This is a genomic window from Desulfosarcina alkanivorans, from assembly GCF_009688945.1.
Classification (GTDB): domain Bacteria; phylum Desulfobacterota; class Desulfobacteria; order Desulfobacterales; family Desulfosarcinaceae; genus Desulfosarcina; species Desulfosarcina alkanivorans.
Genome location: NZ_AP021874.1, coordinates 4919781 through 4944593, shown reverse-complemented (window position 1 = coordinate 4944593; position 24813 = coordinate 4919781). Strand labels below are relative to the sequence as shown.

At 60.5% G+C, this 24813-nt stretch carries 23 protein-coding genes; 4 read left to right on the top strand and 19 right to left on the bottom strand.

Annotated elements, in window-relative coordinates:
* Positions 1-214 precede the first annotated feature (214 nt).
* The 5 genes from DSCA_RS21710 to DSCA_RS21690 all read right to left on the bottom strand — a co-directional run bounded on the left by DSCA_RS21710 (position 215) and on the right by DSCA_RS21690 (position 8044).
* A complete protein-coding gene (locus DSCA_RS21710) occupies positions 215-1393 on the bottom strand; it encodes an MFS transporter (RefSeq protein ID WP_231716239.1) in 1179 nt (392 codons plus the stop codon).
* Between the two features lie 88 nt (positions 1394-1481).
* Positions 1482-2936 carry a TolC family protein gene (locus tag DSCA_RS21705; RefSeq protein ID WP_167527904.1) on the bottom strand — a complete coding sequence of 485 codons (1455 nt, stop codon included), beginning with the start codon at positions 2934-2936 and terminating at the stop codon, positions 1482-1484.
* Between the two features lie 25 nt (positions 2937-2961).
* Entirely contained in the window at positions 2962-6198 is a 3237-nt protein-coding gene (locus DSCA_RS21700; RefSeq protein WP_155318428.1) for an efflux RND transporter permease subunit, read from the bottom strand.
* Positions 6195-7553: an efflux RND transporter periplasmic adaptor subunit gene (locus DSCA_RS21695; protein WP_155318427.1), complete on the bottom strand. Its 1359-nt coding sequence runs from the start codon at positions 7551-7553 to the stop codon at positions 6195-6197. The genes DSCA_RS21700 and DSCA_RS21695 overlap by 4 nt, the downstream gene beginning before the upstream one ends.
* 26 nt (positions 7554-7579) lie before the next feature.
* Positions 7580-8044: a MarR family winged helix-turn-helix transcriptional regulator gene (locus DSCA_RS21690; protein WP_167527903.1), complete on the bottom strand. Its 465-nt coding sequence runs from the start codon at positions 8042-8044 to the stop codon at positions 7580-7582.
* 490 nt (positions 8045-8534) lie between these two features.
* On the opposite strand from DSCA_RS21690, the gene DSCA_RS21685 reads away from it, so the two are divergent.
* From DSCA_RS21685 to DSCA_RS21675, 3 genes are read left to right on the top strand one after another with little or no spacing between them, the layout of a single operon-like run.
* Entirely contained in the window at positions 8535-9293 is a 759-nt protein-coding gene (locus DSCA_RS21685) for a MinD/ParA family protein (protein ID WP_155318425.1), read from the top strand.
* The gene (locus DSCA_RS21680; protein ID WP_155318424.1) at positions 9293-10228 is read left to right on the top strand and encodes a sensor histidine kinase; all 936 of its coding nucleotides are present in this window, start codon (positions 9293-9295) and stop codon (positions 10226-10228) included. Before DSCA_RS21685 ends, DSCA_RS21680 begins: the two co-directional genes overlap by 1 nt.
* Before the next feature lies 1 nt (position 10229).
* A complete protein-coding gene (locus DSCA_RS21675; protein WP_155318423.1) occupies positions 10230-10898 on the top strand; it encodes a response regulator in 669 nt (222 codons plus the stop codon).
* Here DSCA_RS21675 and DSCA_RS21670 read toward each other — a convergent pair.
* The 4 genes from DSCA_RS21670 to DSCA_RS21655 all read right to left on the bottom strand — a co-directional run bounded on the left by DSCA_RS21670 (position 10895) and on the right by DSCA_RS21655 (position 14038).
* The gene (locus DSCA_RS21670) at positions 10895-11368 is read right to left on the bottom strand and encodes a hypothetical protein (RefSeq protein ID WP_155318422.1); all 474 of its coding nucleotides are present in this window, start codon (positions 11366-11368) and stop codon (positions 10895-10897) included. The genes DSCA_RS21675 and DSCA_RS21670 overlap by 4 nt on opposite strands.
* On the bottom strand, positions 11365-12273 hold the full coding sequence (locus DSCA_RS21665; protein WP_155318421.1) for an SDR family oxidoreductase: 909 nt from the start codon (positions 12271-12273) through the stop codon (positions 11365-11367). Before DSCA_RS21665 ends, DSCA_RS21670 begins: the two co-directional genes overlap by 4 nt.
* Entirely contained in the window at positions 12257-13189 is a 933-nt protein-coding gene (locus DSCA_RS21660) for a tetratricopeptide repeat protein (protein WP_155318420.1), read from the bottom strand. Before DSCA_RS21660 ends, DSCA_RS21665 begins: the two co-directional genes overlap by 17 nt.
* Before the next feature lie 78 nt (positions 13190-13267).
* Positions 13268-14038 carry a YdcF family protein gene (locus tag DSCA_RS21655; RefSeq protein WP_155318419.1) on the bottom strand — a complete coding sequence of 257 codons (771 nt, stop codon included), beginning with the start codon at positions 14036-14038 and terminating at the stop codon, positions 13268-13270.
* A gap of 360 nt (positions 14039-14398) precedes the next feature.
* Here DSCA_RS21655 and DSCA_RS21650 point away from each other — a divergent pair, with 360 nt between their 5' ends.
* On the top strand, positions 14399-15613 hold the full coding sequence (locus DSCA_RS21650) for an aminotransferase class I/II-fold pyridoxal phosphate-dependent enzyme (RefSeq protein WP_155318418.1): 1215 nt from the start codon (positions 14399-14401) through the stop codon (positions 15611-15613).
* 81 nt (positions 15614-15694) lie between these two features.
* Here the strand turns inward: DSCA_RS21650 and yedF are convergent, their stop codons facing one another.
* The 10 genes from yedF to DSCA_RS21600 all read right to left on the bottom strand — a co-directional run bounded on the left by yedF (position 15695) and on the right by DSCA_RS21600 (position 24780).
* A complete protein-coding gene (yedF, locus tag DSCA_RS21645) occupies positions 15695-16291 on the bottom strand; it encodes a sulfurtransferase-like selenium metabolism protein YedF (RefSeq protein ID WP_155318417.1) in 597 nt (198 codons plus the stop codon).
* 157 nt (positions 16292-16448) lie between these two features.
* The gene (gene selD / locus DSCA_RS21640) at positions 16449-17510 is read right to left on the bottom strand and encodes a selenide, water dikinase SelD (RefSeq protein ID WP_155318416.1); all 1062 of its coding nucleotides are present in this window, start codon (positions 17508-17510) and stop codon (positions 16449-16451) included.
* Entirely contained in the window at positions 17497-17796 is a 300-nt protein-coding gene (locus DSCA_RS21635) for a hypothetical protein (RefSeq protein WP_197904645.1), read from the bottom strand. The genes selD and DSCA_RS21635 overlap by 14 nt, the downstream gene beginning before the upstream one ends.
* Positions 17797-17955: 159 nt before the next feature.
* Positions 17956-18306: a carboxymuconolactone decarboxylase family protein gene (locus DSCA_RS21630; RefSeq protein WP_155318415.1), complete on the bottom strand. Its 351-nt coding sequence runs from the start codon at positions 18304-18306 to the stop codon at positions 17956-17958.
* A gap of 182 nt (positions 18307-18488) precedes the next feature.
* Complete coding sequence (locus DSCA_RS21625) at positions 18489-19196, bottom strand: FadR/GntR family transcriptional regulator (RefSeq protein WP_155318414.1); 708 nt, start codon at positions 19194-19196, stop codon at positions 18489-18491.
* On the bottom strand, positions 19193-20482 hold the full coding sequence (locus DSCA_RS21620; protein WP_155318413.1) for a (Fe-S)-binding protein: 1290 nt from the start codon (positions 20480-20482) through the stop codon (positions 19193-19195). Before DSCA_RS21620 ends, DSCA_RS21625 begins: the two co-directional genes overlap by 4 nt.
* 4 nt (positions 20483-20486) lie before the next feature.
* Positions 20487-21875: an FAD-binding oxidoreductase gene (locus DSCA_RS21615; RefSeq protein ID WP_155318412.1), complete on the bottom strand. Its 1389-nt coding sequence runs from the start codon at positions 21873-21875 to the stop codon at positions 20487-20489.
* Between the two features lie 71 nt (positions 21876-21946).
* Positions 21947-22609, bottom strand: coding sequence for a LutC/YkgG family protein (locus tag DSCA_RS21610; RefSeq protein WP_155318411.1), 663 nt, complete (start codon positions 22607-22609; stop codon positions 21947-21949).
* Positions 22602-24032, bottom strand: a complete 1431-nt coding sequence (locus DSCA_RS21605; RefSeq protein ID WP_155318410.1) for a LutB/LldF family L-lactate oxidation iron-sulfur protein — start codon at positions 24030-24032, stop codon at positions 22602-22604. Before DSCA_RS21605 ends, DSCA_RS21610 begins: the two co-directional genes overlap by 8 nt.
* A complete protein-coding gene (locus DSCA_RS21600; protein WP_155318409.1) occupies positions 24022-24780 on the bottom strand; it encodes a (Fe-S)-binding protein in 759 nt (252 codons plus the stop codon). The genes DSCA_RS21605 and DSCA_RS21600 overlap by 11 nt, the downstream gene beginning before the upstream one ends.
* Positions 24781-24813 lie beyond the last annotated feature (33 nt).

The following is a 24813-nucleotide window of genomic DNA, read 5'->3' as shown; positions in this document are numbered from 1 at the left end:
ATGTTCTTTCCGTCCGGACACTGCAATTTTCACAACAGCAATGTCTGGTTGAGGCGTTGGTGGATACGGTGCACAACGCCCCGCCGATAAACACTGGTGCAGCGGTGTTGACGCCATTCGCCGCTTCGGAACCGCCGTTTCGGCAGATGACAGTCGCCATCAGCGCTGCGTCATGGTGATGCTATACCGTTATTGGCCCTTCAGGTCAAAAACATTACCGTCCCGGGGTGTTTTTCAGGGAACCGGCTGCAGCCGGAAACGATGGCGGGGTATGGATCTTCTGGACGGCAATCAGTGAGATCGAAGCCATGACGGCGCCGGCGATAAAGGGAATGCGGTAATCGATAATCCAGAAATAACCGCCAATGGCGGGCAGAAATACGGCGGCAATATGGTTGATGGTGAACCCGACGGCCATGGTGGGCGCCATGTCGCCGGGGTCGCCCACCTTCTGGAAATAGGTGTTGATGGCCATGCCGAAATTAAAAAATATGTGGTCAAGGATATACAGGCCGCCGGCCACCCATCTGGAGTCGGTGAAGGCATAGGCTAAAAAAACGGCAACCAGGCTGGTGTATTCGACGGTAAGCACCTTGCGCTCGCCGAAGCGGATGATGGCGCGGCCGATGGTGGGGCTAAGAAAGAAATTGATGCAATTGTTGAGCACGAAAAGAGAGGTCACCGCCTGGACCGAATACCCGAACTTCTGAACGAGAAGCAGCACAGAGAAAGCAATGAAAATCTGGCGCCGGGCGCCGGCCATGAAGGCGAGAAAATAATAAAGCCAGTAACGTTTTCGCAGGACCATCCGCTTGCGCTGGGGAACGACGTCAGTACTCGCGGGCCGGCGGGAAAACCCCCACAGGGCCACCGCCGAGATGCCCCCCCCGACAAGCAGGTAGATGCGCGAAAAGTCCAGCACCGAGGCCATGAAAAAGATAAACACCCCCACGACAATGCTCGATGCGGCGGAGATGCTGCGCAGCTTGCCGAACACCCACGGTGAGGTGTGCCTGTCGAAATACTGCAGGGTCAGGGACATATTGGTGGTTTCGTAGTAGTGAAACCCGAAACTCATCACCAGGGTGGTCAGGGCCAGGCCCGCAAAGGAGGGAAAGCACCCGGTGGCGGCAATGCCCACCCCCAGCAGCAGAATGGACAGGGCGGAGAGCCGGTGTTCCGGGATGAGACGAATGACAAAAATGGCCAGCAGGGCCAGAAAGCCGGGGATCTCCCGGATGGACTGGATCATCCCGATGCCGTCGCCGTCCAGCCGGGCCACTTCGACGGCAAAATTGTTGAACAGGGTCGTCCACGCCTGCAGCCCCACCGTGGAGCCGATGGTGAGCACCACCAGGTAGAGAAACATGGGATTTTTTTTGACATGGTCCACGACGGTGACGGCTCCCTGTGTCAGGATGGTTCGTTGAAAGGGCGGGTCTATCACCAATGAACGGCGGTGACAAGCGGTGACAACGATATCAGGGTGTTTCGGAAATGCCGTAGGTCGCCAGAAGGGTTCCCGATCGGGTTTCCAGCTCCACCCATGCCTGGCGCAGCCCGACCAGGGCCAGGGCCAGATTGCTCTGGGCGGTGGTCAGGTCCCGCTGGGCTTCGTTAAGGCGCACCAGGGACCCCTGCCCGGCGTTGTATTCTTTTTCCACCAGGTCTCGGGTAAGCTGCACCAGATCCACATTTTCCCGCTGGAGGGCCACCTGCACCTGGGCCGTGGTCACCAGGGCCGCGGAGCTGCGGATGTCCGAGGTAGCGGACAGGATCAGCTCTTCCAGGCGCTTGTCCAGCTCAATTCTCTGCTGCCGGACCTCCCGGACCCGGGCCCGGGTGAAGCCTCCGGAAAAAAGGTTGTAAGACAGCCCTACCTGCACACGGTTGCCGAAATCGTCCCGTCCCAAATCTGGATTCCCGGTCCGTTCACCGTCCAGGCTGCCGGTGACAAAAACAGTTGGATAGAAGTCGGACCGGGCAATTTTGACCTGTGCCTCGACCTGCTTGATCTGCCACTGGACCTGCTGGATGTCCGGACGATGCTTCATGGCTCCGAGAATCAATGGGTCCACGGTCGGGGCGGCCAGTTCATCGGCCGTCTCCGGAGACAAATGGGCCAGCTGCACGTGCGCCGGCAACCGGGATTCGGGCAGCCCCATCAGGGCGGCAAGCCCATACAGGGCAATTTCGTACTGGTATTCCTGATTGATGCGGGTGGTTTTGGCCTGATTTTTACGCACCTGAAAATTAAGCACATCGCTGAACGATCCGGTTCCCACCCGCTGGCGGGCCTCGGCATCGTCCAGCTGGCGCTGGTTGAACGCCTCATCGGCTCTGGCGATGGCAATGTTCTCCAGGGCCAGTTGGGCGGAAAAAAAGGAGAGGGCCACGGCGGAAATCAGCAACCGGCGGGCATCATTCAAGGCGGCGGTGCTGGATTGCTCGCCATAGCGGGCCGCGGCATTGGAAAATTTTCGTTCAAACCCGTCAAACAAGGTCCATGAGGCGGTCAGATCAGCATTGTAGTATTCCTCGGGATCCGCGATGGTGGCGGACGGATTCAGCAGTCGGGCGCTGGCCAGATTTTGCCGGTAGCTGTTCCCGGAAAGCTCCACCCGGGCCCCCGACGCGTTCGCGTCCAGCCGTGGCCAGTAAGTGGATCGGGCCTGGTCCACCTGGGCCTTGGCCTGCCTGACGCGCGCCGCCGCGGCGTCCAGCCCGGGGTTGCCGGCCATGGCAATGGCCACAGCGTCGTCGAGGTCCAGGACGGACATGGCGGCCCAGTCGACCGTCATGTCCCGGCCGGCAGGTCCGCTGACGGAAGCCCCCGTGGCTGCGGGTGCCTGGGCAACACCCGCCAGCGACAGGGCGAGCATCCAGTAGAGCATGGGCAGGGCATAGCCTAAAGTGCGTTTTTTCATCGTTGCCATTCTCTCCTGACTTGGTTTTAAGGGACTAGGTGCACACATCGGCAGACGGTGAGGGCCGTTGCCCGTGACCGTCGGCCAGTGGATCGTCATGCCGGGTCCTGGCCGGTTCCACGTCAAGACGCCGGGGCCATCGGCCGTGCCGGACCCGGTGGACCACCAACCGCAGGTCGTTCAGGATGGCCAGCAGGCTGGGGATAAGCACCAGGGTGAGAACCGTGGCAAAAGCCACGCCGGCGGCGATGGAAAGGGCCATGGGGATGAGGAATTTGGCCTGGAAATCGGTTTCCAGGATCAGAGGGGACAGCCCGCCCACCGTACTCAGCGTGGTCAGGAAGATGGCCCGGAAGCGCCGGGCACCCCCTTGAAGGATTGCCTCAAAATAAGGCATTCCGCAGGCAAGATTCTCATTGATGCGTTCGATGAGCACGATGGCGTCATTGACCACCACCCCGGTGAGCGCCACCATACCGAAAATGCTCATGATGGACAGGTCGTAGCCCAGGAGCAGGTGGCCGAACACGGCACCGATAATTCCGAAGGGGACGGTGAACATGATCACGAAGGGTTGGACATAGGAGCGAAACATGGTGGCGATGACAACGAAGATACCCAGGACCGCTATGGGAAAACCGATGAAAAGGCTGCCGAAGGATTCGCGCATTTTCTTCTGTTCCCCCTGAAGATCAACGAACAATCCGGGATGGCGTTTCTTCAGCCGGGGGAAATAATTGGCCGACAACTCCGCAAAAATCTCGTTGGCGTTGGCCTTGTTGGTGTCGACACCGGCACTCACGGCCACCCGACGCATGCCGTCGGTACGCGTAATGGTGGAGTAGCCGGGGGCAAAGGTGACGTCGGCAACGGACATAAGCGGAACTTCGACCCCGCCGGCGGTGCGGATGCGGACCCGGTCCAGGTCGGACAGGCGGCTGCGCTCGTCAGCCGTATAGCGGACCTTGACACGGATGTCATCTCTGCCCCGTTGCAGTCGCAGCGCTTCGTCTCCGTAGTAGCCGGCGTATATCTGCCGGGCCAGGTCCTCAACGGTGAGCCCGAGCGCCCTGGCTTCTGGCTTGAGCGTTAACCGCATCTCGTTCTTACCGGGAGAGAAATCAGTACGGATCTGGTATACGCCTTCGAATTTTCTCAACCGGTCCATCAGTTCATCGGCCGCTTCAAGGATATCGCCCATATCGTGGCCCTGCAGCCACACCTCGATGGGATCACCCGGCGGTCCGGCCTCCATACCCGCAAAGGTCAGTGATTTGATGCCGGGAAGGATGCCGATTTCCTTTTCCCACTGCACCATCAGTTCCTCGGCATGGATCCCCCTGACTTCCGAATCCAGAAGGATGGCCTGGACGGAGCCATAGTGGGGGCCCACCTTGGGCATCTCACTGAGGGTCTGTCCCACCAGGGTCAACCGGTCCTCCACCAACGGCGCCCCTGAACGGGTCTGGGTTTTTGCTTCCAGACGCATCAACGCCGCCTCAATTTCCCGGATGGCCCGCCGGGTGGTCTCCGGCGGGGTGCCGCTGGGAAACTCTGCCGTGGCGGTCATGATGAACCCGTCCAGTTTCGGGAACACCTCGAACTTGATGATGCCGCTTCTCACCAGGCCGATGGTCAACATCAGCACGGTGATCGCCGTGGCAAGCGAGATGTACCGCCAGTGAAGGGCTTTGCTGAGAAACGGCAGATATACGCGGGCAACGAACCGCTCCATCCAACGGGAGGTGGTCTGCTGGACCGCAGTAAGCCGGCGGATCAGCCGGGGATCCTGATCCTTGGTTCGGTTGGGGTCCGGGAGGTGGCTCAGATGGGCCGGCAATAAAAAGAGGCACTCCACCAGCGACACCACCAGGCAGGCGATCACCACGGCGGGAAGAATAGAGATAAACTTGCCCATGATGCCGCCCACGTAAAAAAGCGGCAGGAAAGCCACAATGGTGGTAAGTATGGCGGCGATTACCGGCATACCGACTTCCGATACGCCTTCCACCGCGGCCTTAAGGGCGGTCTTGCCCTGCTTGCGATGAACGTAGATGGCCTCTCCCACCACGATGGCATCGTCCACCACGATACCCAGCACCATGATGAGGCCGAAAAGAGAAATCATGTTGATGGTTCCGCCCATGGCCCAGAGGATCACCAGCGCACCGGCGATGGAAATGGGTATCCCCATGCCTGCCCAGAAAGAGAGTCGGACATTGAGAAAACACCACAGCAGCAGAAAAACGATACACAGCCCGATGATGCCGTTTTTCAGCAGCAGGTCAATGCGTGCACGCAGCATGTCGGTGTTGTCGTACAGCACTTCAATGGTGGCGCCGGCGGGCGTTTGATTCTGCTTTTCATCGATATACCGCTCAATGGTTCTGGAAATCTTGAGGGCATCTTCTTCCGGCGTCTTGTATACAATCAGAAGGACGGCCGGCTCCCCGTTGATGGAGGCGGCAATGGGATCCTCGGTGAATCCGTCATCGATCCGGGCCAGTCGGTCCAGGGTGACCACATCGCCTTCCGGCCGGGCCAGGACCACGATCGAGGCCAGCTCCTCGCCCGTATATTTTCTTCCCATGGTACGAACCCGGATCTCCTCCTCACGGGTGCGTATGGTCCCGCCGGCCAGGTTGAGGCTGCTTCGGCGGATGGCGCCGGCCACCTCGGAAAAAGAGATGCCGTACTGGCGCAGCCGCTCTTCGGAAACTTCGATGGCGATTTCGTAATCCCGCGCCCCGAAGGTCTCCACCTGAGAAATATCCGGCAACTGCTGGATCTCGTCCTTGATCTGCTCGGACCATTCCTTGATCCGCCGTTCGGACATGTCCCCGGACAGGTACAGCAGCGTCACCACGTCCTTGAGCAGCAGTTCGCTGATCACCGGCTTTTCGGCATCGACCGGAAACGTGGAGATGGCGTTGACCCTGGTCCGCACCCGGTCGAGCACCTCGTCCAGGTCGTAGTCCTCACGGACTTCGATATTGGCTGATCCAAATCCCTCCGAAGACTCGGTGGTATACTGCTTGATGCCCTGCAACCCCTCGATCGCCTCTTCGATCTTGCGGCTGATGCCTTCTTCGACCTCTTCCGGGTCGGCGCCGGGATAGGGCACCGAGATGGTAATCATGTCCAGGGAGAATTCCGGGAATGTCTCACGAATCATGTTGGACGAAGCGATATAGCCGGCAATAAAAATCAGCGCCAGGAGGATATTGGCGAAAACGGTATTCCTGGCAAAGGCGGCAAGTATCCGTTTCATGATCGCTGCTCCCCGTCGGCCGTGGTCGTCGCGATTTCCAGCAAGGCATTTTCAAGCGGGTCGATGAGTCGGGTAAGGATCACCGTGTCACCCGGATTGAGTCCCCGGCCCACATAAACGGACTCTCCCTCGATCCGTGCCACGGTCACGTCGACCGTCTGGAGCCGGTTGTCGGCGTTCACCAGGTAACTCTTGTTTTCAAAGCTCACGGCCTGCCGCGGCAGTCGGTAGACGTCCCGCATGGTCCGGCCGGGAATATCAACCGTACAGAACATCCCCTCCACCAGCGGCAGCGTCCGGTCGCCGTTGCCCATGGCCGATTCGGCGGTGATACGCACCGCCACGGTGAGCGTCCGGGTCTGCTGGTCGAACTTGACCACCCGGTTCAGGCGGCCGGTCCAGGCTGATCCGGTCTTGTCTTCGGTCCAGCGGATCGTGCAGTCAACAGGCGTGAGGCGGGCAAACCAGGCGCTGGGCGGCCGGTCGCTGGACGGGGTTTCAAACTGCAGCCAATGACGGGCATCCCGACTGTCCAGGGGGACCTGAATTTCCAGTACCGAATCGTCGGCCAGGGTCAATACGTTCTGACCGGGAGAGACATACTGGCCGGTCTCCACCGAAACCGATTTGATCCGGGCATCGAAGGGCGCCCTGACCGTGCAGCGGGAGAGGTTGGTTTCGGCCAGCGTGAGACGGGCTGTTGCCGACAGAAGGCTGCTTTCGGCCTCCCGGATCTGCAGCGGGTAAAGGCTGACGGCTTGAGCGATCAGGTCCGCCTGGTCCGTGGCGCTGTTATAGGCACGTTCCGCCTGATCCACCCCGGATCGGGTGCCGACCCGGTCCGTCTCGAACAATTGCCGGATCCGTTCGAATTCGGTGCGGGCCAGTTGGGCGCTTCGCGCCAGGGTTTTGGCCCGCCGGGTGTCGATGGCAAACTGCTTTTTCAGACGGTCCACCGAATTTTGCCACTGGGCCACACCGGCTCTGGCCTCCAGAAGGCCGGCCTCGTAATCAGCCGGATCGATCCGGAACATCACGTCGCCGGCAGGAATGATCTGCCCGGTCTTGAGGGTCGGGTGGGTGCTTATCACCCGGCCGGAGACTTCCGGGGCCAGGGTCACCACTGTCAGGGCCCTGGCCTCACCATATCCGGTGATCGACACCGGATAATCCCGTGGGTGAACCGTTGCGGCCTGCACCTTGATGGCCCGCTCTTCGGTTTTGGCCTCGGCGGGCGGTTGTTTCAGGCTTGCCAATCCGTTCATCCCCGCCCAACCGATCAACAGAATCAGCGTGCAGATAACGATTCGAACGAGCACATGTTTTTTTTGTCGTTTTTTTTCAATGGGTTCCATCGGGTCGCCTTGAATCCAGCTGAAGGTTATTTTTTATCCAGAACCGCCTTTATCTTTTCAAGCACCTCACACCATTTTTGGGCGGTCTCCGCCCCCAACGCCTCCACCAGTTCAACGAAAGAGCCGAGGATGATCGCTTCCACCCGGGCAATGTCTTCGATCGCTTCAGGGGAAACCCGGATCACCACTTTTCGTCGATCCCGATTGCTCGGGGTCCGGGTCAGCAGGCCACGTTCCACCAGCCGCTCCACCATGGTCGATACGGAAGGCGGCGAGACGCCGAGCAATGCCGCCAGTTCAGTGACCGAAACGGCTTCGCGGACACGAACCATCATGATCATGTTCATCTGCTGGGCGGAAAGTTCTCCGAAACGGTTGTCCTTGCCCTCCTGCATGCAGGCCCCGGTGGTGATCCGCTGGACGTGGTCATGTATCATTCGCCCGGTGGTGAAAATATAACGGGCGCTGGCCAATGCATTCTGATCTGTCATATACGCCTCCGACATGGTCGCTTTCCGGATTGGGGAGGCTGAAATATAAGCCTATCTAATTTTTTGTCAACATTATATTTAGATTTTCTAATATTTAGTTTTATAAATTTAAAAGTCCCGCTCGGGCGGGCAGGAGAGACGGACCCGATGATACAGGCATCCGGCCGGCCATCCTTTTCGAAATTGTATCAACCGGTAACGATTCGTATCCATTCGGCTTCAGACTGGAGCCCTGTTGACGCCAGGTGACGGATCAGGATCTGTTTTCATCGTTTCCACCGACTTCGACGGCGCCGGCCGGACGGGAAGGTATTGAAAACGGCCCATCGATTACGCGGTTTATGTTCAGGCATGATGAGGGAAGCCGCCGTGCGGCGAATCTGATCGACCATGGTTTTTATCCCTCGCGCATGTTAAAGAATGTTTCCCAGAGGCCGATATTGTGGGAAACAGTTCCAATAACCCATAATAAGCCCCGAATGGAACCCATATGACCTTGAGTAAAAAGATGCCGCAGACCCTTTGTGTGACCAGCGGTAAAGGTGGCGTCGGCAAGACCAGCTTCACGGTGAATTTCGCCATCGCCCTTACCCGAAGCGGCAACCGCGTCCTGGTGGTGGATGGTGACATGGGGCTGGCCAACGTGGATGTACTCCTGCGATTATCGGTTAAAAACAATATCCGGGACATCCTTGAAAGTGGCGCGGATCCTCGTCAGGCACTGATTTTCGCACGACCCAACCTCGCCGTGCTGCCGGGCAGTTCCGGTGTTCCGGAGATGGTGTCCTTAGGGGAGCGCCATCAGGATCGGCTGGCCGGATTCATCAGACAGATTTCATCTGACTTCGACTACGTGATCATCGATACGGCGGCGGGAATCGGGTCGTCGGTGTTGTGGTACAACCGGTTTTCCGACCATAGCATTTTCATCCTGACCCCGGACCCCACCTCAATGACCGATGCTTATGCCCTGATCAAGCTGTTATCGCGGGATCAGGGAATCAACGGATTCAATATGGTGCTCAATTTCGTCCGCGGCGTTCGTGAAGGCAACCATACCGTTGAAACGATCAAGCGGGTGACCCAACGGTTTCTCAACCTGGGATTGTCCCATCTGGGCAGCATTCCGGAAGACAAGGCGGTCCGCCAGGCAGTCCTGGACCAGGTGCCTTTCATCGAACAGACACCCGGCAGCAAAGCTGCCCGGGCCGTCCACGACCTGGCGGGAAAGGTGGGGTCGCTGATCTGATGACATCCGATCATAACGCCATCCTTCTGCGCGTCATTGCCCTAGCCGGCAGCCGCTGTGGGATATCGGCCGGGCTCATGGTCGCCGCACCGGCCCACGCCGCCGGCAATGCCCATGCCGTGAATGGAAACCTGTTCTGGGTGGCGCTGTGGATCGTCGTGCTGCTGGTGGCCGTGGCTCTCGGCTACCTCCAGCAAAACCGGATGGTTAAACGCAAAACCGCCGAATTGAGACGGGAGCTTTTCGAACGCCAGATGGCGGAAAAGGAGTTGCTGGCCGCTGATCGGCAACTACGCCAATCGCTGACGGAAAAAGAGTCGCTGCTCAAGGAGATTCACCACCGGGTCAAAAACAACCTGCAGATCGTCTCCAGCCTGCTCTACCTGCAGGAAGATTATATGCAGGACCCAAAAGGCATTGATATTCTTCGAGAAAGCCAGAACCGGGTAAAATCAATGGCCTTGATTCACGAGCAGCTCTATGGCACGGAGGACCTGGCAAAAATCGACTTCGGCCGATACATTCAAGGGCTGGCCACCAACCTGCTGGACGCCTACGGCATCGACCCGGCCCGTATCCGGCTGGATGTCAGGGCCGACGACATCGCCCTGGGGATCGATATGGCCGTGCCCTGCGGCCTGATCATCAATGAACTGGTGTCCAACGCTCTCAAATACGCCTTTTTGCCCCAGGACGCGGGGAAGGTTGATATCGTCATTCGTACCCTGGAGACCGGGCGGATAAACATCCTTGTGGCCGACAACGGCATCGGAATTTCTGAACCTTCTGAAAACGTTGAAAAAAAATCGTTGGGACTGCGACTCGTCGACACCCTGACCACCCAGTTGGATGGCGCCCTGGCCGTCACAACGGACAACGGAACCCGGTTCAGCATCACATTGAACACACCGGCACAGCCCGGAAAGGATTGTTGACATGACACAGGCGACCATACTGGTGGTCGAAGACGAAGGCATCGTTGCCCAGGAAATCAAAAGCCGCCTGGAAAAAAGCGGCTATGCGGTCTGCGCCGTGGCCCATGACGGCCGGACAGCCATCGCCCACGCCGGAAAAATGCAACCGGATCTGGTACTCATGGATATCCGGCTGAAAGGCGAGATGGACGGCATCGAAGCCGCCGGGGTGATCCGGGACCGGTTCAACGTTCCCGTCGTTTACCTCACTGCCTATACCGACCCGGCCACCCTGGAGCGGGCCAAGGTAATGGAACCTTTCGGTTACGTCGTCAAACCCTTCGAGACCCGCAGCCTCATGGTCTCCATTGAAATTGCCCTGCACCGCCATCGCAGCGAATACGAACGGATCTACCGCGAAAAGCTCCAGGCGGTCCTGGAAACGGCCGGGGCGATCTGCCACGAACTGAACCAGCCCATGATGGCGATCTCGGGCCATACGGAACTGCTCCTGGACACCCTTGAAAACGACAGCCCCGTCTACCCGAAAATCGCCAAGATCAAATCCCAGGTAGAGCGCATGGGCGCCATTACCCAGAAGCTCATGGGCATCACCCGCTACGAGACCAAGGATTATGTGCAGGGGGAACGCATCGTGGACATTGAAAAATCGTCGCTGACCTTCGATTAAGAGAAAGGACGACGGCCGGCACGCCGACGGGCAAGGGTCCTCATCAACCGGACCAGATGCCGGTAATAATGGAAACTGGCCAGAAAAAGAGCGCCGCCGACGGCGGTGTAAACGACCGCCAGAAACGGCGGGGGAACCGGTGAGTGCCGCAGGGCGATCCCCAGGGCAATCATGATCATGATGAGCAGATAGCTCTTCCAGGCCTGGAACGCAAAAAAACAGCCCCGATCGGGCAGCCGGCGCAGGCGCCGGATGTTTTTCCTGGCAATGCCGCCAAACCCCCGGCGCACGGCCAGCCAGGCCAGAAGCAGGCCCAGCAGTTCAAAGCCCGCGCCCCGGACGAATCCCTCCGGAACCAGCCAGCCGATACCGGTAAGGCACATCATCAGGCCCACGGCGCTCCACATCACACCCGAGGCGGCAAACAGCCAGCACTTGGGCACAGCCGGTTTGAGACGGGAAAGGGTCATGAACAGCCCTCGCGGTGGAGCCGAACCAACCGCGCCAGGGCGCGGTCCAGATCCAACGGGTCGTATCCCCGGGCATAGGCCCGGCGGCTGTCCAGGGCAACATCCGGCGGGCGCCGGGTTCCCGCTGCGGTGTCATCCAGACTGGCGGGCCGGATCCCATCTTCGCCAGCCCCCATGATGGCAGCCAGACGGCGCCCCATTTGAAGCCGGGAGATACGGGTGCGCCCCCCCAGGTGCAGCACGCCGGTCCCGCGCCCGAGGGCCATGAGTATGCCCGCGGCCGCACTCTCTCCGTCCACGGGGGTCCGGAACTCATCGGCAAACAGGGACACGGGCGCGCCACCGTCCAGGGCCTCGATGATCTTCAGGCTGAACGTGCTGCCGTGTCCACCCGAAAGGCCGATCAGAAGGGGAAGGCGGCAAATCAACGCCCGGGGGTGGCCATGCAGAACCCGTTGCTCTGCATCCGCCTTTTGCCGGCCGTAGGCGGACAGCGGGGCCGCCGGATCATTCTCGGCGTAGGGCGGCCGGGTGCCGTCGAACACCATGTCGGTGGATGTAAAGACAAAGGGAATGGTCAACCGGCGGCACAGCCCCGCCAGGCGCTCGGTGGCCAGCACATTGATCTGCAGGGAGTCGTGGGCATGGGACTCGCAAAAACCGTTACTGCTTTGGGCCGCCGCATGAATCACGGCCTGGGGTCGAATTTCCCGCAAAAGAGATTCCATGAACCCGGCGTTCGTCAGGTCCCCCTGCACCGTTATCACACCGGGAACGGTTACCGGGTGATGCCGCCAGAGGGCGTAAACGGCCCATCCCGCCCTGGCCTGGCGGCACAGGTGCCACCCCAAAAAGCCGCTGGCACCTGTGATCAGCAGCCGGCCGGCGTCAGTGGCAGATGCCATCGACCGATCCACCCGCCAGCCATTGGTTGATAAAGTGAACCGTCACCCTGACGTCGGTTCCGGTTTTTTGCGCCAGCAATTCCAGGCGGTCCAGATTATCCAGAACGTTTTGACGATTGCCGACCAGGGCGTGAATTTTTATGCTTCGGTCCAGGCAGTCCAGAGCGGCTTCATCCTGACCCAGTTGCTCATGAATGCCGGCCATGGCGGAAAGATCGTCGGCCATGCCCCGGGAAAACCCGGCCTGCCGGTCCAGTTCCAGGGCCTGATGAAAAAAGGTCATGGCTTCCGGGACGTTCCCGATTTCTGCCATCAGCCGGCCACGGGTGAACCGGAGGGTCGCGGCGGCCGTGATGCCATCGCCATCCGCCATGGCATCGGCCTGATCCAGCAGGGTCAATGCGTCATCGAATTGCCGGGCCTTCATCATCAGCACGGCCCGATGATTCAGGACCATGGCAAACACCGGACCGGTCTCCCGGGAGAGCAGCTGCGCCTCGTCCAGGAGCACCTCGGCACCGGCCAGATCCTCCTCGGCCATGAGCACCGAGGCCTTGTTGGACAGAGCCTGGGCGATCACCTGCTGGTCGTCGCAGCGCCTGGCGGCAGTGATGGCCGCATCGTAAAACAAACGCGCATTGGCCACGTCACCGGTCTGGCGGTACCCGTTCGCCAGGCTGTTCAGGCTGCGGGCCACACCCGCCTGCCGGTCGCTGATGGAATAAATTTCATGGGCCGCAAAAAAATGATCCATGGCCCTGCGGGTGCATCCCTTCTGATACCAGTGGATTCCCCGTTTCAATTCCCGATCACCGCGATCGGAGCCATCTGCGGAGGATGTCACCTCCGGCGATGCGGCGCAGCCATGAAGTCCGCAAAGCGCCAGCACCATTGCAAGTACCAGACTATTTTTCATTTTGAGCCTTCCGGTTCAGGATCATGCAGGAAACCGATGGATGGCCCCCCGGTCTATGGAACGCCGCCGAAACGGGGATCACAGTTGTACCATCCGATAGTAGACGATGCCGATGTATTCATGAAGGGCATTGGCGGAGGTCGACAGAAAGCCGGCGCCCGGCAGGAGGCGACGCCATGTGTAAGGAGCGTTTCTGGCCCCTAAATAATAGGCGGGAAACGGCGTATAGGTCATACCGGCGGCGTCGAAGGCCATGCCGGCCCGCTTGAGATGGTAGGCGGCGGTGAGCAGGATCGGCCTGGAAAACCCCTGCTGCCGGCAGATCGCGGCAGTGAGCCGGGCATTCTGGGCCGTATCGCGAGCCCGATCCTCCAGGGTGATGCGATTTCCGGGAACCCCCAGGTCCACCAGAAATCGCCTGACCACCGGTGCTTCGGCAACCTCGGCATCCCCGGAGACCCTTCCGCCGGTGACAATGATGGGCAACCCCAGCCGCTGGTACAGCCGGACAGCGGTGACAATGCGCCCCATCATCAGCGGCGAGGGCGCCGCCGTACCGGTGAGGTCCGGCACCCGGTCGATGATGCCGCCCCCAAGAAGGATGATCACATCCCCGGACGGATTTTCCGGGATGGAGACATCCGATTCCAGCCCCCGGATCAAAAAAGTGGCCACCGGCCCGGTAGACAGGGCATACAACAAGAACCCCACCGTCAGGTTGACCAGGGCCAGTTTCCAGCGTTTTCGGTACCCCATCATCATTGAAACCAGCACAATCAGCACGACGACAATACCCGGTGGGAGTATGAGCGGGGTAACGATTTTTTTAAATTCAAACATCAACGGCATCTTTTCTCCGGACGGTTTGGTAAAATCTATTATACGCCAATTGAAAATCCCGGGTCAATTGCAACCGTACCCGTCAGAATCATTGACAGCACAGCCCCCGCTTTGTTAAAGAAGTGGCTATCCGTAAAAAAGAGAGATGCCGTGAACACACAGACGATCAATGCTGCGGCGGCCGCAACGGACTCGGTCCCTTGACGGTCGGCAGCAGCAGCACACCCAACTGCTGAACCACCGAACATCACCGGGCCGGACCCCACACCGGCCCCATTTGCTGCAACCCCCGGGCCGGACGGTCCGGGGGTTTTTTGTTTTCAGGTCCGATGATGACGGCGCTTCAGGAACCGCGATAAGGAGAAAAGAATGCAGACCCCGACACCCATCCGATTTTCGGAGCGCATGTCCCAGCTGCCCCCGTATCTGTTCGGCATGATCAACAAAATGAAAATGGAGAGACGCTGGAATGGCGAGGATGTGATCGACCTGGGCATGGGCAACCCCGTCGACCCGGCACCGGATACGGTCATCGGCAAGCTGTGCGAAGTGGCCCAGGATCCCAAGACCCACCGCTACCCGGTTGCCGGCGGGATGCGCAACCTGCGCCGGGAAATCGCCCGGTACTACCGGCGCAACTATGGGGTGGATCTGGAGTCGGAAAAAGAGGTCATCTGCACCATCGGTTCCAAGGAGGGCATCTCACACCTGTGCCTGGCCCTGGTGGGTCCCGGCGATACGGTACTGGTGGCGGCACCAGCGTTTCCCATTCACGTCTATGCGGCCGTCATAGCCGGTGCCAGCGTCATCCGGGTGCCCATATCCTCGGAAGAGGCGTTTTTGGAACGCATCACCTCCATGTGCGAATCCCTGACACCGGCGCCCCGCCTGCTCATGCTCAATTATCCCCACAACCCGACGGGAGCCCTGGCGTCAAAGGCGTTCTTCACCCGCATCGTCTACCTGGCCAGGCGCTACGGGTTCATGGTGGTCAATGATTTTGCCTATGCCCGGGTGACCTTCGACGGCTACATCGCCCCGAGCTTCCTTGAGGTGCCCGGAGCCATGGATGTGGGCGTCGAGTTCGGCTCTTTTTCCAAATCCTACAACATGGCCGGCTGGCGGGTCGGCTATTGCGTGGGCAACCCTGAAATCATCGAAGGACTGGGAAAAATCAAGGGGTATTACGACTACGGCATCTTCTCCCCCATCCAGATCGCCGGTATCGTGGCCATGCGCGACTGCGAAGACGACATCGCCGCCCAGGCCCGGCTCTACCAGAGTCGGCGTGATGTGATGTGCGAAGGGCTGAAGCGCATGGGCTGGCCCGTGGAAAAGCCCAAGGCGGGCATGTTCGTCTGGGTCAGGATTCCGGAACCCTGGTGCCGTATGGGTTCGGTGAAGTTTGCCGTGGAGATGATGGAGCGGGCCAATGTCGCCGTTACCCCCGGCGCCGGTTTCGGCGAGGAGGGGGACGGATTCCTGCGTCTGGCCCTGGTGGAAAACGAAAACCGCATCCGCCAGGGACTCCGGCAGATGCGGCGGGTATTGGGTGAGATGGAAAAGGGGCGATCCGATGGATAACGACCACCGCCAATCGATCAAACGGCATCCTGCAGCAAAATCCCGTCGCGGTCAGGTAAAAGGGGCTGCCGGTTTCAGCCGTTAAATGTTGATCACCTTGTCGGCCAGTTGCATGGCCGTAACGATATCCAGCATGTTGGTCGTCTGGCCGACCTGCTTTTTCTCCAGCAACGCGAAGTGATCCAGACAGGTACCGCACACCAGGATGGAGAGACCGGCGTCTTCCATCGCCTTGAGATCTTCCAGAGTGCCGGCTCCGGTGATGGTCAGCTTGACCCCGCTGTTGACGAACACCAGGCGCCACAGCTCGTCGCCCATCTCCTTGAGGGTTTTGATGAAGTTGATCATCAACCGGGCTCCCAGTTCGTCGTCGCCGCTGCCCATGCAGTCCGCCGCCACCATCACCATAATTTTCTTTCCGGCACCATCCGTCAACGGTACAGCCGCTTTGGACTCAGGCGCCGGGTCTCCGCCGGTGCCGACAACCGAAAAGGAGCCGCCGTCCCGGCCAGTTCGGGTCTGATAGCCCTGGGACTCCAGAAACCGGACCACATTCTGCCGGGCCGGCTCGTTATCCACCAGCACTTCAATATGTTCGGGGTGCCGGCTTTCCACTGCCGCCTTGGTCTCCAGCACCGGTGCCGGACAGGAAAGGCCGCGCGCATCGATCTTGTTCACGTGTGGTTCCTTTATTCAAAAATTGGATGCCGGCGATCGGAAGCCGGAAGCCAGATCGCGGCTGGAAGCCGCTCCTGCAAGCCCTTAATCCCTCAATCCAGCATTCGGCGGTCGGATGTCCGACCTCAGTCATCCGGCCTCTGTCTTCTGTTCCCATTCACGCCAGCTGTATGATGCCAGCCGGATAATCCACCACCTCGCCAATGACGGCGGCATGTTCGACCCCTTCACTATGCAGGTGCTCCACCAATCCGTCGGCCGAGGTGGGTGCCACGGCGATGCACAACCCGCCGGATGTCTGGGGGTCGAACAGGATATCCTGCATGGCCGGGTCCACCCCTTCGTCCATATCCACCATGGAGGCGCGGAAACTGCGGTTCTTGTGGGCACCTCCCGGCACCATGCCCATGGAGGCAAACCCCAGCGCCACGTCGATAATGGGCAGTTTTTCGAGTACGATCCGCACCCCCAGCCCGGTCCCCTGCATCATCTCGGCCAGATGGCCGATCAGCCCGAAACCGGTGATATCGGTGCAGGCATGCACGGGATAGGCGCGCATCACGTCGGCGGCCGTCCGGTTCAGAGCAGCCATGATGGCGGTGACCTTGCGGGTAATCTCTCCCGAGGCCAGTTTGCCTTTGATGGCCGTATTGACGATGCCCGTACCCAGGGGTTTGGTCAGCACCAGGCGATCGCCCACGTTGATCCCCTGTTTGGTGAGTATCCGGTTGGGATGGATGAACCCGGTCACGGAAAGCCCGTATTTGAGCTCCTCATCCTCCACGCTGTGCCCGCCCAGCAGGACCACGCCCGCCTCCCTGACCTTGTCGATCCCCCCTTGAATCACCTGCCGCAGCACGGAAAGGTCCATCAGCTTCAGGGGGAATCCCACCAGGTTCATGGCCGTTTTAGGCTCCCCGCCCATGGCGTAGACATCGCTCAGGGCATTGGCCGCGGCGATTTGTCCGAACCAGTAGGGATCGTCGACCACGGGGGTAAAAAAATCCACCGTTTGAATCAGGGCCAGATCCTCGGACACCTGGTAGACACCGGCATCGTCTGCGCGGTTGAGGCCCACCAGCACATTGGCGTCTGTTGGAAAATCCAGTCCGCATAAGGCTTTGTCCAGGTCCCCTGGAGGCAGTTTGGACGCTCAGCCGGCCCCTTTAACCGTTTCGGTCAGGCGAAGGGGGGACGGGGATGGGTTATTTGCAGCCATGTTGTTTCTCCCGGGGTCTAGGGTCGATGGGGATGCCGGAACCGTCAGCCCTTTCCGGAGCACCCGGCAGGCGGGCAGCGGCGTTGAGCTCGGCCACCAGCCGGTCCAGATCGAGGCCGTAGCGATCGGCCACCTGCCATAGCGGATCGAACAGTGCCTGGCAACAGATGCACGCACCCGCTCGGCGGTCCCAGGCCTTGAACACCGCCTCGGTCGCCCGGTGGCAACTGACGATATCCAATACCGTCATTCGTGAATCAATGCAAGCCGGCGCGTTTTGTGACATCTTGGTTTCCCATCCTTTCGATCGGTTGAGAGTAATCGTGAAAGGGGTGGAAATCAAATTGCTAAAAACGATCCGGCAAGCCCTGTCCATAGAAAAAATTGATGGACGCAGGTAAAGTCGCATTTCCGACGGATACGTAAAAAGGGTGACGCCCCGTCATCAATCGGCATCCTTGCTTACCAGTTCATCCCACGCCTTCATGGCTCGACGCTGGTGGGGAATGGTGATGGTTCCACCCACGATCAGGCCGATAAAAAGCGCTTCTTCCAATTCCTGGCTGGTGACGCCCTCTTCGTGGCAGCGGATCACATGGTACTTGATGCAGTCGTCGCATCGCAGCACAAAACTGGCCACCAGACCCAGCAGTTCCTTGGTCTTGACCGGCAGCGCCCCCTCCCGATACGCTTGAGAATCCAGGCTGTAGTATCGCTTGGTGCCCAGCCCGGCATACTTCATGACCAGTTCGTTGAGCGTTTTCCGCTCCTGTTGAAACGTCTCGATGTCACCCATGGCAGGTCTCTCCTTTGCGGTTGTGATGTGACGGCGGGGAAAGGGTTCGCCCCCCGCCCGGAAACAGGCGGTTCCCATCGGAAAACGGGTATACATGAATTTCAGTGCAAAGGCTATGTTGCGGCAGGTCGAAAAAGCGGATGAGCCGCTGCAGAGACGCGGCAAAGCGATGAAAAGGCAGTCTATTCGAAATTTTTGAAAAAGCGGATCACGTAGTTGATGTGATTTCTCATTGTCGTGTAGGCCGCTTCGGCATCACCACTGCGGATGGCCCGGTAGATGGCCTGGTGCTGTCGCAGGATCTCCACGATGTTATCCGGATCCTGGTAGAGATGCAGCAGGTTTTCGCGGATGCCGACATGAAGGAAATCGGAAACATTTTTCATGATGTAGATCTGCAGCGGATTTTTGGTCGCCGAGGCAATGGCCATGTGGAAGGAGAGATCCCCCTCGGTGCCCAGTCCGCCGGAACGGGTATCGGTGTCCATCTCGACGATGGCCTTTTCGATGGCCTCCAGATCGTCCGCATTGGCCCTCAGGGCTGCCAGCGAAGCCGCGTTGCACTCGATTCCCATGCGCATTTCCATCAGGTCGATGAGGCTCGCATCCTGGGTTTCCATGACGGTGGCCAGGGGTATCCTCACCGCTTCGTCCATCGACCGCACAAAGGTCCCCTGGCCCTGGCGCTGCTCCAGAAAACGAAGGGTGACCAGTTTGTTGATCGCCTCGCGGACGGAGTTCCGGCTGACATTCAATGCCTTGGCCAGTTCCCGCTCGGTCATGATTTTCTGGCCGGGCTGGAAGTCGCCGCGGAAGATCAGCTCCCGCAGCTGGTCGAAGACCTGATCGGAAATGCGCTTGGGATTGATGGGTTTCAGCCGTATTTTCATTCGCCCAGGGCTTCCGCCAGAAGTTCGATGGGATGCCGCACGGCGACCTTCGCGCCGGCCTGGGACAGCATGTCGGAAATCTGGATCATGCAGGCCGGGCATCCCGTTGCCAGCGTATCCGCACCGGTCTCCTGGATCTGCAGCGCTTTTTTCTGCCCGATGCCTCTGGAGATGTCGTAGTACTGCAGGTTGAAACTGCCACCCATGCCGCAACACCAGTCGGGCTCGGCCATTTCCGTCAACGTGCAGCCGGGGGCGGCGTGAATCACGGCACGCGGCTGACTGGACACATCGAGGCTCTTTTTCAAGTGGCACGGGTCGTGGTAGGTGACCGTCCGGGGGGTTGCGGCCGAACCGGTCAGCGGCTGCAGCCCGGCCTCATCGATCAGGAACTGGTTGATGTCCATGGTACGCCGGGCCAGCCGGGCGGCAGCCTCGCGGTGGCCGTCATCCGCCATCGTCGGCCACATTTCGTGGATCGTGGAGGTGCAGGTGGCGCAGGCGGTGACCAGCACATCGAATTCACCGGCTTCAAAGCGCTTCAGGTTGTGGGACAGCAGCTTCTGGAAGGTGGGCAGGTCCCCGCTGGACAGCGCCGGAATGCCGCAGCAGCCCTGGTTGTCCGGCAGGTAGATGCCCACCCCGAGGTGGTCCAGCACCTTGATGGTGCTGTGGGCGATGGCGGGAAACATCTTGTCGATCAGACACCCGGTAAAAATGGCCACCTTGAGTCCCGACCGGCCGGCCGGCCGGTCCATGGACGGCACCTCGCGGTGAAAGGGCACCGGGGCCAGGGTCCGGAAATGGCGATCCTGGATCAGGGGCGACATCACCCGGGCGCAGGAGGTGCCGACGATGTCGTTGACCGGACGGGTGAAAATTTTCTGGAACCGGGCGCCCCATTCGGTCAGCCGGTCGAACAGCGCCGGGTGGGCCAGCATGCCTTTCAGGATCAGCCGTTTGGCCGGGGGCAGCCCCATATAACCGGTCAGGATGGCCCGCGCCTTGATGAAGATCTCCTGCACGCTGACCCCGCTGGGGCAGTTGGCCGAGCAGGATCCGCACAGCAGGCACTTGTTCAGCCGCTGGTAGACCCCTTCCGGGTCATCGAACATGGACTCCATCAGACCGCTCAACAGGGCCAGCTTGCCCCTGGCCACGTCGGCTTCCCGACCGGTCTGGTCGAAAACCGGGCAGACCGACTGGCACATGCCGCAGCGCATACAGACGACGAGTTGATCTTCCAGTTCCCGCATGAGGCGGGCGAGTGCTTCCATTGATGCCATATTGCTATGCTTTCGCGGCGATGATCTTGCCGGGGTTGAGGATGTTGTTGGGATCCATGGCGCGCTTGATCCGCGATGAAAAAAGAATCGTTCCGGCGCTGGTTTCCTTTTCCAGGTAGCGGGATTTGGCCAGGCCGGTGCCGTGTTCGCCCGACAGGGTTCCCCCCATGGCCAGGGCTTCATCAAAGATGTCGTCGATGGCCTTTTCCACCCGCTCCCATTCGTCATGGTTGCGTTTGTCCGTCAGGATGGTGGGGTGCAGGTTGCCGTCGCCGGCGTGCCCGAAGGTGCCGATGGTGAGATCGTAGCGTTTGGCGATCCGTCCGATGGCGGCGACCATATCCGGAATACGGCTGCGGGGCACCGTTGCATCTTCCAATACCAGGGTGGGCTTGAGCTGCGCCAGGGCGGACAGGGCCGCACGGCGGGCCGCCCAGACCCGGTCGCGCTCGGCCGCATCCCGGGCCACACGGATCGAGGTCGCGCCCATGGACCGGCACAGCGCTTCCACCCGATCGGCGTCTTCTTCCACCTGCGCCGCGTGACCGTCCAGTTCCACCAGCAGCATGGCCGCCGCGTCCCTGGGCAGGCCGGCCTTGCTGAAATCTTCCACCGCCCGGATGGTGAAGTTGTCCAGAAATTCCAGGGTGGCGGGAACGATCCGCTCGGCAATGATGGCGGCCACGGTCTCGGAGGCCTTTTCCAGAGATTCGAAAACGGCCATCATGGCCTTGCGGTGAGCCGGCAGCGGGATCAGCTTGAGAATGATTTCGGCGAACACGCCCAGGGTGCCTTCCGAGCCGACCATCAATCCGGTCAGGTTGTAGCCGGTGGCGCACTTGACGGTCCGGGATCCGGATTTGACCAGGTTGCCGTCAACATCGAAAAAGCTCACGCCCATGACGTAATCCCGGGTAACGCCGTATTTCAGCCCGCGCAGGCCCCCGGCGTTTTCAGCCACGTTGCCGCCGATGGTCGAAACGGCCTGGCTGCCGGGATCGGGCGGGTAGAACAGGCCCCTGGCTTCCACGGCGGCGGCCAGTTTGGCCGTGACCACGCCGGGCTGCACCACGGCGTACATATCCGCCTCGTTGATCTCGAGAATAGACTTCATCCCGTTGGTCGCGATGACCACACCGCCGGGCAGGGGCACGGTACCCCCGCTCAGGTTGGTGCCGGCACCCCGCACGGTCAGCGGCAGGCCGTTGTCATTGCACAGGCGCACCGCCCGACCGAGCGCCTCGGTCGTGGTCGGCCGCACGATCAAGCCGGGCTGGACCGGGTCAACAACGGCGGCGTCGTAGGAGTAGGTGTGCAGGTCGGTGGCATCGGTCCAGGCGTTGTCGTCACCGACGATGGCTTTGAATTTTTTGACAAGTGAATCAGCAATCATGGTCAGGGTCCTTGCTGTTTATGAAAATGAATCCGGAATTCAGGAGCCAGGAGTCAAGCATTCCCCACTGTCTATTTTTTTATTATTAAAATCAGCTCCTTGGGACCGTGAACACCAAACACCAGGGTAAACTCGATATCGGCCGTCTTGGACGGCCCGGAGATCAACAGGGCGTTGGTGGGCATGCCGGCGGCCCAGTTCTCGGATGCCATCATTTCGGACAGGGAGTTGTATATCGTGTCGGCATCCAGCACCGCGACATGTACCGGCGGTACCAGGGACATGAGCCGGGGCTCATGCGGCGTAGGCCAGAGGACCACGGCGCCGGTATCGGCCACGCCCCCGCGCACGCTCGTAATTCCGGCATCGATCTCAAAAAGATCGTCCTTGAAGGTCTCCACCTGCGAGGAATAGGCCACCCGTTCCGGCAATCCGTCGGCGTCCGATGGCCACGCCTTCTCAATGGCCGGGCCGATCGGCGACCCCGGTCCGAAAAGAAGCCGTCTCCACCCCTTCTCCCGGGCCAGCGCCTTGAGTTTGTCCGTCCAGCGGTCGGCGTCCACCAGGTGCACCTCGGTACGGATGGCCGTCATCTGGGTCGCCAGGCGCTCGATGCGCGCATCCCGATCAAGGGATAAATCCGGCGGCGGCGGCGCCTCAGGAACCCTGGTTTGCTCCGTACCGGAGGCATGCAGTCGGGCCAATATGCGTTCACGGGCAGTGTGGCTACTCATCGTTCACCCCTTCCTTGCGCACGCGTTCGTGAAGGCTGCAGCGGGCCACCGTCGGCGGCGTCCGGACGCGCGTCCATTGTCTGAGCGGACCGACCCTGGGCATGCGCTTGCCGACTTTTCCGGCCAGGCGGGTACCGATGGCATTCAGCAGCGGCGATCGGTTGGCCAGCTCCCATCCTTTCCAGACCATCGTTTCGGCCAGGTTTTTCTTGTAGCCCCCGCCTGCCACCGCGGCGCTGTTGTCCTGATCGTAGCTTTCGTTGCGCAGGCGGCGGATCAGATCGGGAATCGGGATTTTTACCGGACAGACCTCGCCGCAGGCCCCGCAGAGGCTCGATGCGGTAGCCAGCACGCCGGCCCGGCGGAGGCCCTCCATCTGCGGGGTCAGGATTTTGCCGATGGGGCCCGGATAGACATGCCCATAGGCATGGCCGCCGATGCGAACGTATACCGGACAGTGGTTCAGGCAGGTGCCGCAGCGGATGCACAACAGGGTCTGGCGAAATTCCGGGTCGGCCAGCATACGCGAGCGGCCGTTGTCCAGAATGACCAGGTGCACCTCCCTGGGGCCGTCTTTTTCATCGCTCTTGCGTGGCCCGCTGATCATGTTGACATAGGTGGTGATGGCCTGCCCGGTGGCCGATCCGGTCAGCAGCCGCAGCAGGGGCGGTACGTCGGAGAGCTTCTCGACGACCTTTTCCAGGCCCATGACGGCCACGTGCACCTCGGGCGCGGTGGTGCACATGCGGCCGTTTCCTTCGTTTTCCACCAGCAGCAGGGTGCCGGTTTCGGCGATGGCGAAATTCACGCCGGAAAGCCCCACCCTGGCGCTGGCAAAGCGCTTGCGCAGCACACGCCTGGCGATGGCCGTCAGCGCGTCCACGTCCTCGGTGTAGGGGGTGTCCGGGATCTTGTCATGGAAGATGGCGGCCACCTCGTCCCTGTTCTTGTGAATGGCCGGCACGATGATGTGCGAGGGGGTTTCGTGATTGAGCTGGATGATGAATTCGCCCAGGTCGGTCTCCACCGCCTCGATCCCGTTTTCTTCGAGAAAATGGTTGAGATGCATCTCTTCGGAGACCATGGATTTGCCCTTGACGATTTCGGGCGCATCGTGGCGTCGCAGGATTTCGAGCACGATGCCGTTGGCCTCGTTCGTGTCTTCGGCCCAGTGCACCCGGATGCCGTTTCTTGTGCAGTTGGCTTCCAGCTGCTCCAGCAGCCGGGGAAGCTGCTTCAGCGCACGGCGCTTGATGGCATTGCCGGCCGAGCGCAGCTGCTCGAGAGCGTCGGCGTCCGGAAACACCGTGCGGCGCTTTTCCACCAGGATGTCCATGGCGTTGCGCAGGTTTTTGCGAAGCTGATCATCCGCCAGCGCACCGGCGACATTGTGTTCGAAATCGAACCGTTTGTCATTGCCCATTGATTCTCTCCCAGAGGAATTCGGCCAGGTGTTTGCCGGCGACCGCCACACCGGCATGGTCCATGGCGCCGGTGATGTTCATCAGGCAGCCACAGTCTCCGGCCACCAGCGTAGAGGCCCCGGTCTGCCTGACATCATCCACCTTGTCCCTGACCATGGCGGCCGATATGGCCGGCTGCTTGACGGCGAAGGTACCGCCGAATCCGCAGCATTCGGTCTCGCGCTGCAGTTCCACCAGGGTGACGTTTTTCAGCTGCCGGAGCAATGCCTTGGAGTGCCGGACGACGTCCATTTCGCGCAGGGCGTGGCAGGAGCTGTGCCAGGTGACCGTCAGCGGCTCCCCCCGGTCTTCGAGTTCGACCGCCAGCACCGTGGCCAGGTATTCGGACCATTCATAAACCCGGTCGGAAAACCGGCGGGCGGCGGCTTCATCGGGGGTGCCGGCAAACAGCGTCGGGTAGTGGTGCTTCATCATGCCGGCGCAGGATCCGGAAGGCACGACGATGGGGTAGGGTTTCGAAAACACGCGGATCTGCTGTCTGGCAACGGCCCGGGCCTCCCGGACGAACCCGGAGTTGTAGGCCGGCTGGCCGCAGCAGGACTGGCCCGGGGGGAACACCACGGTGACCCCCAGGGATTCGAGCAGGCGGATGGCCGCCATCCCGGCATCGGGATAGACGGCATCCATCAGGCAGGTACCAAAAAAATAGACCGTGTCGGATCGTTGTGCATATTTTCGGGTTTTCATGGATTTCACCTTCGGAGGTTGACATCCCCTGCG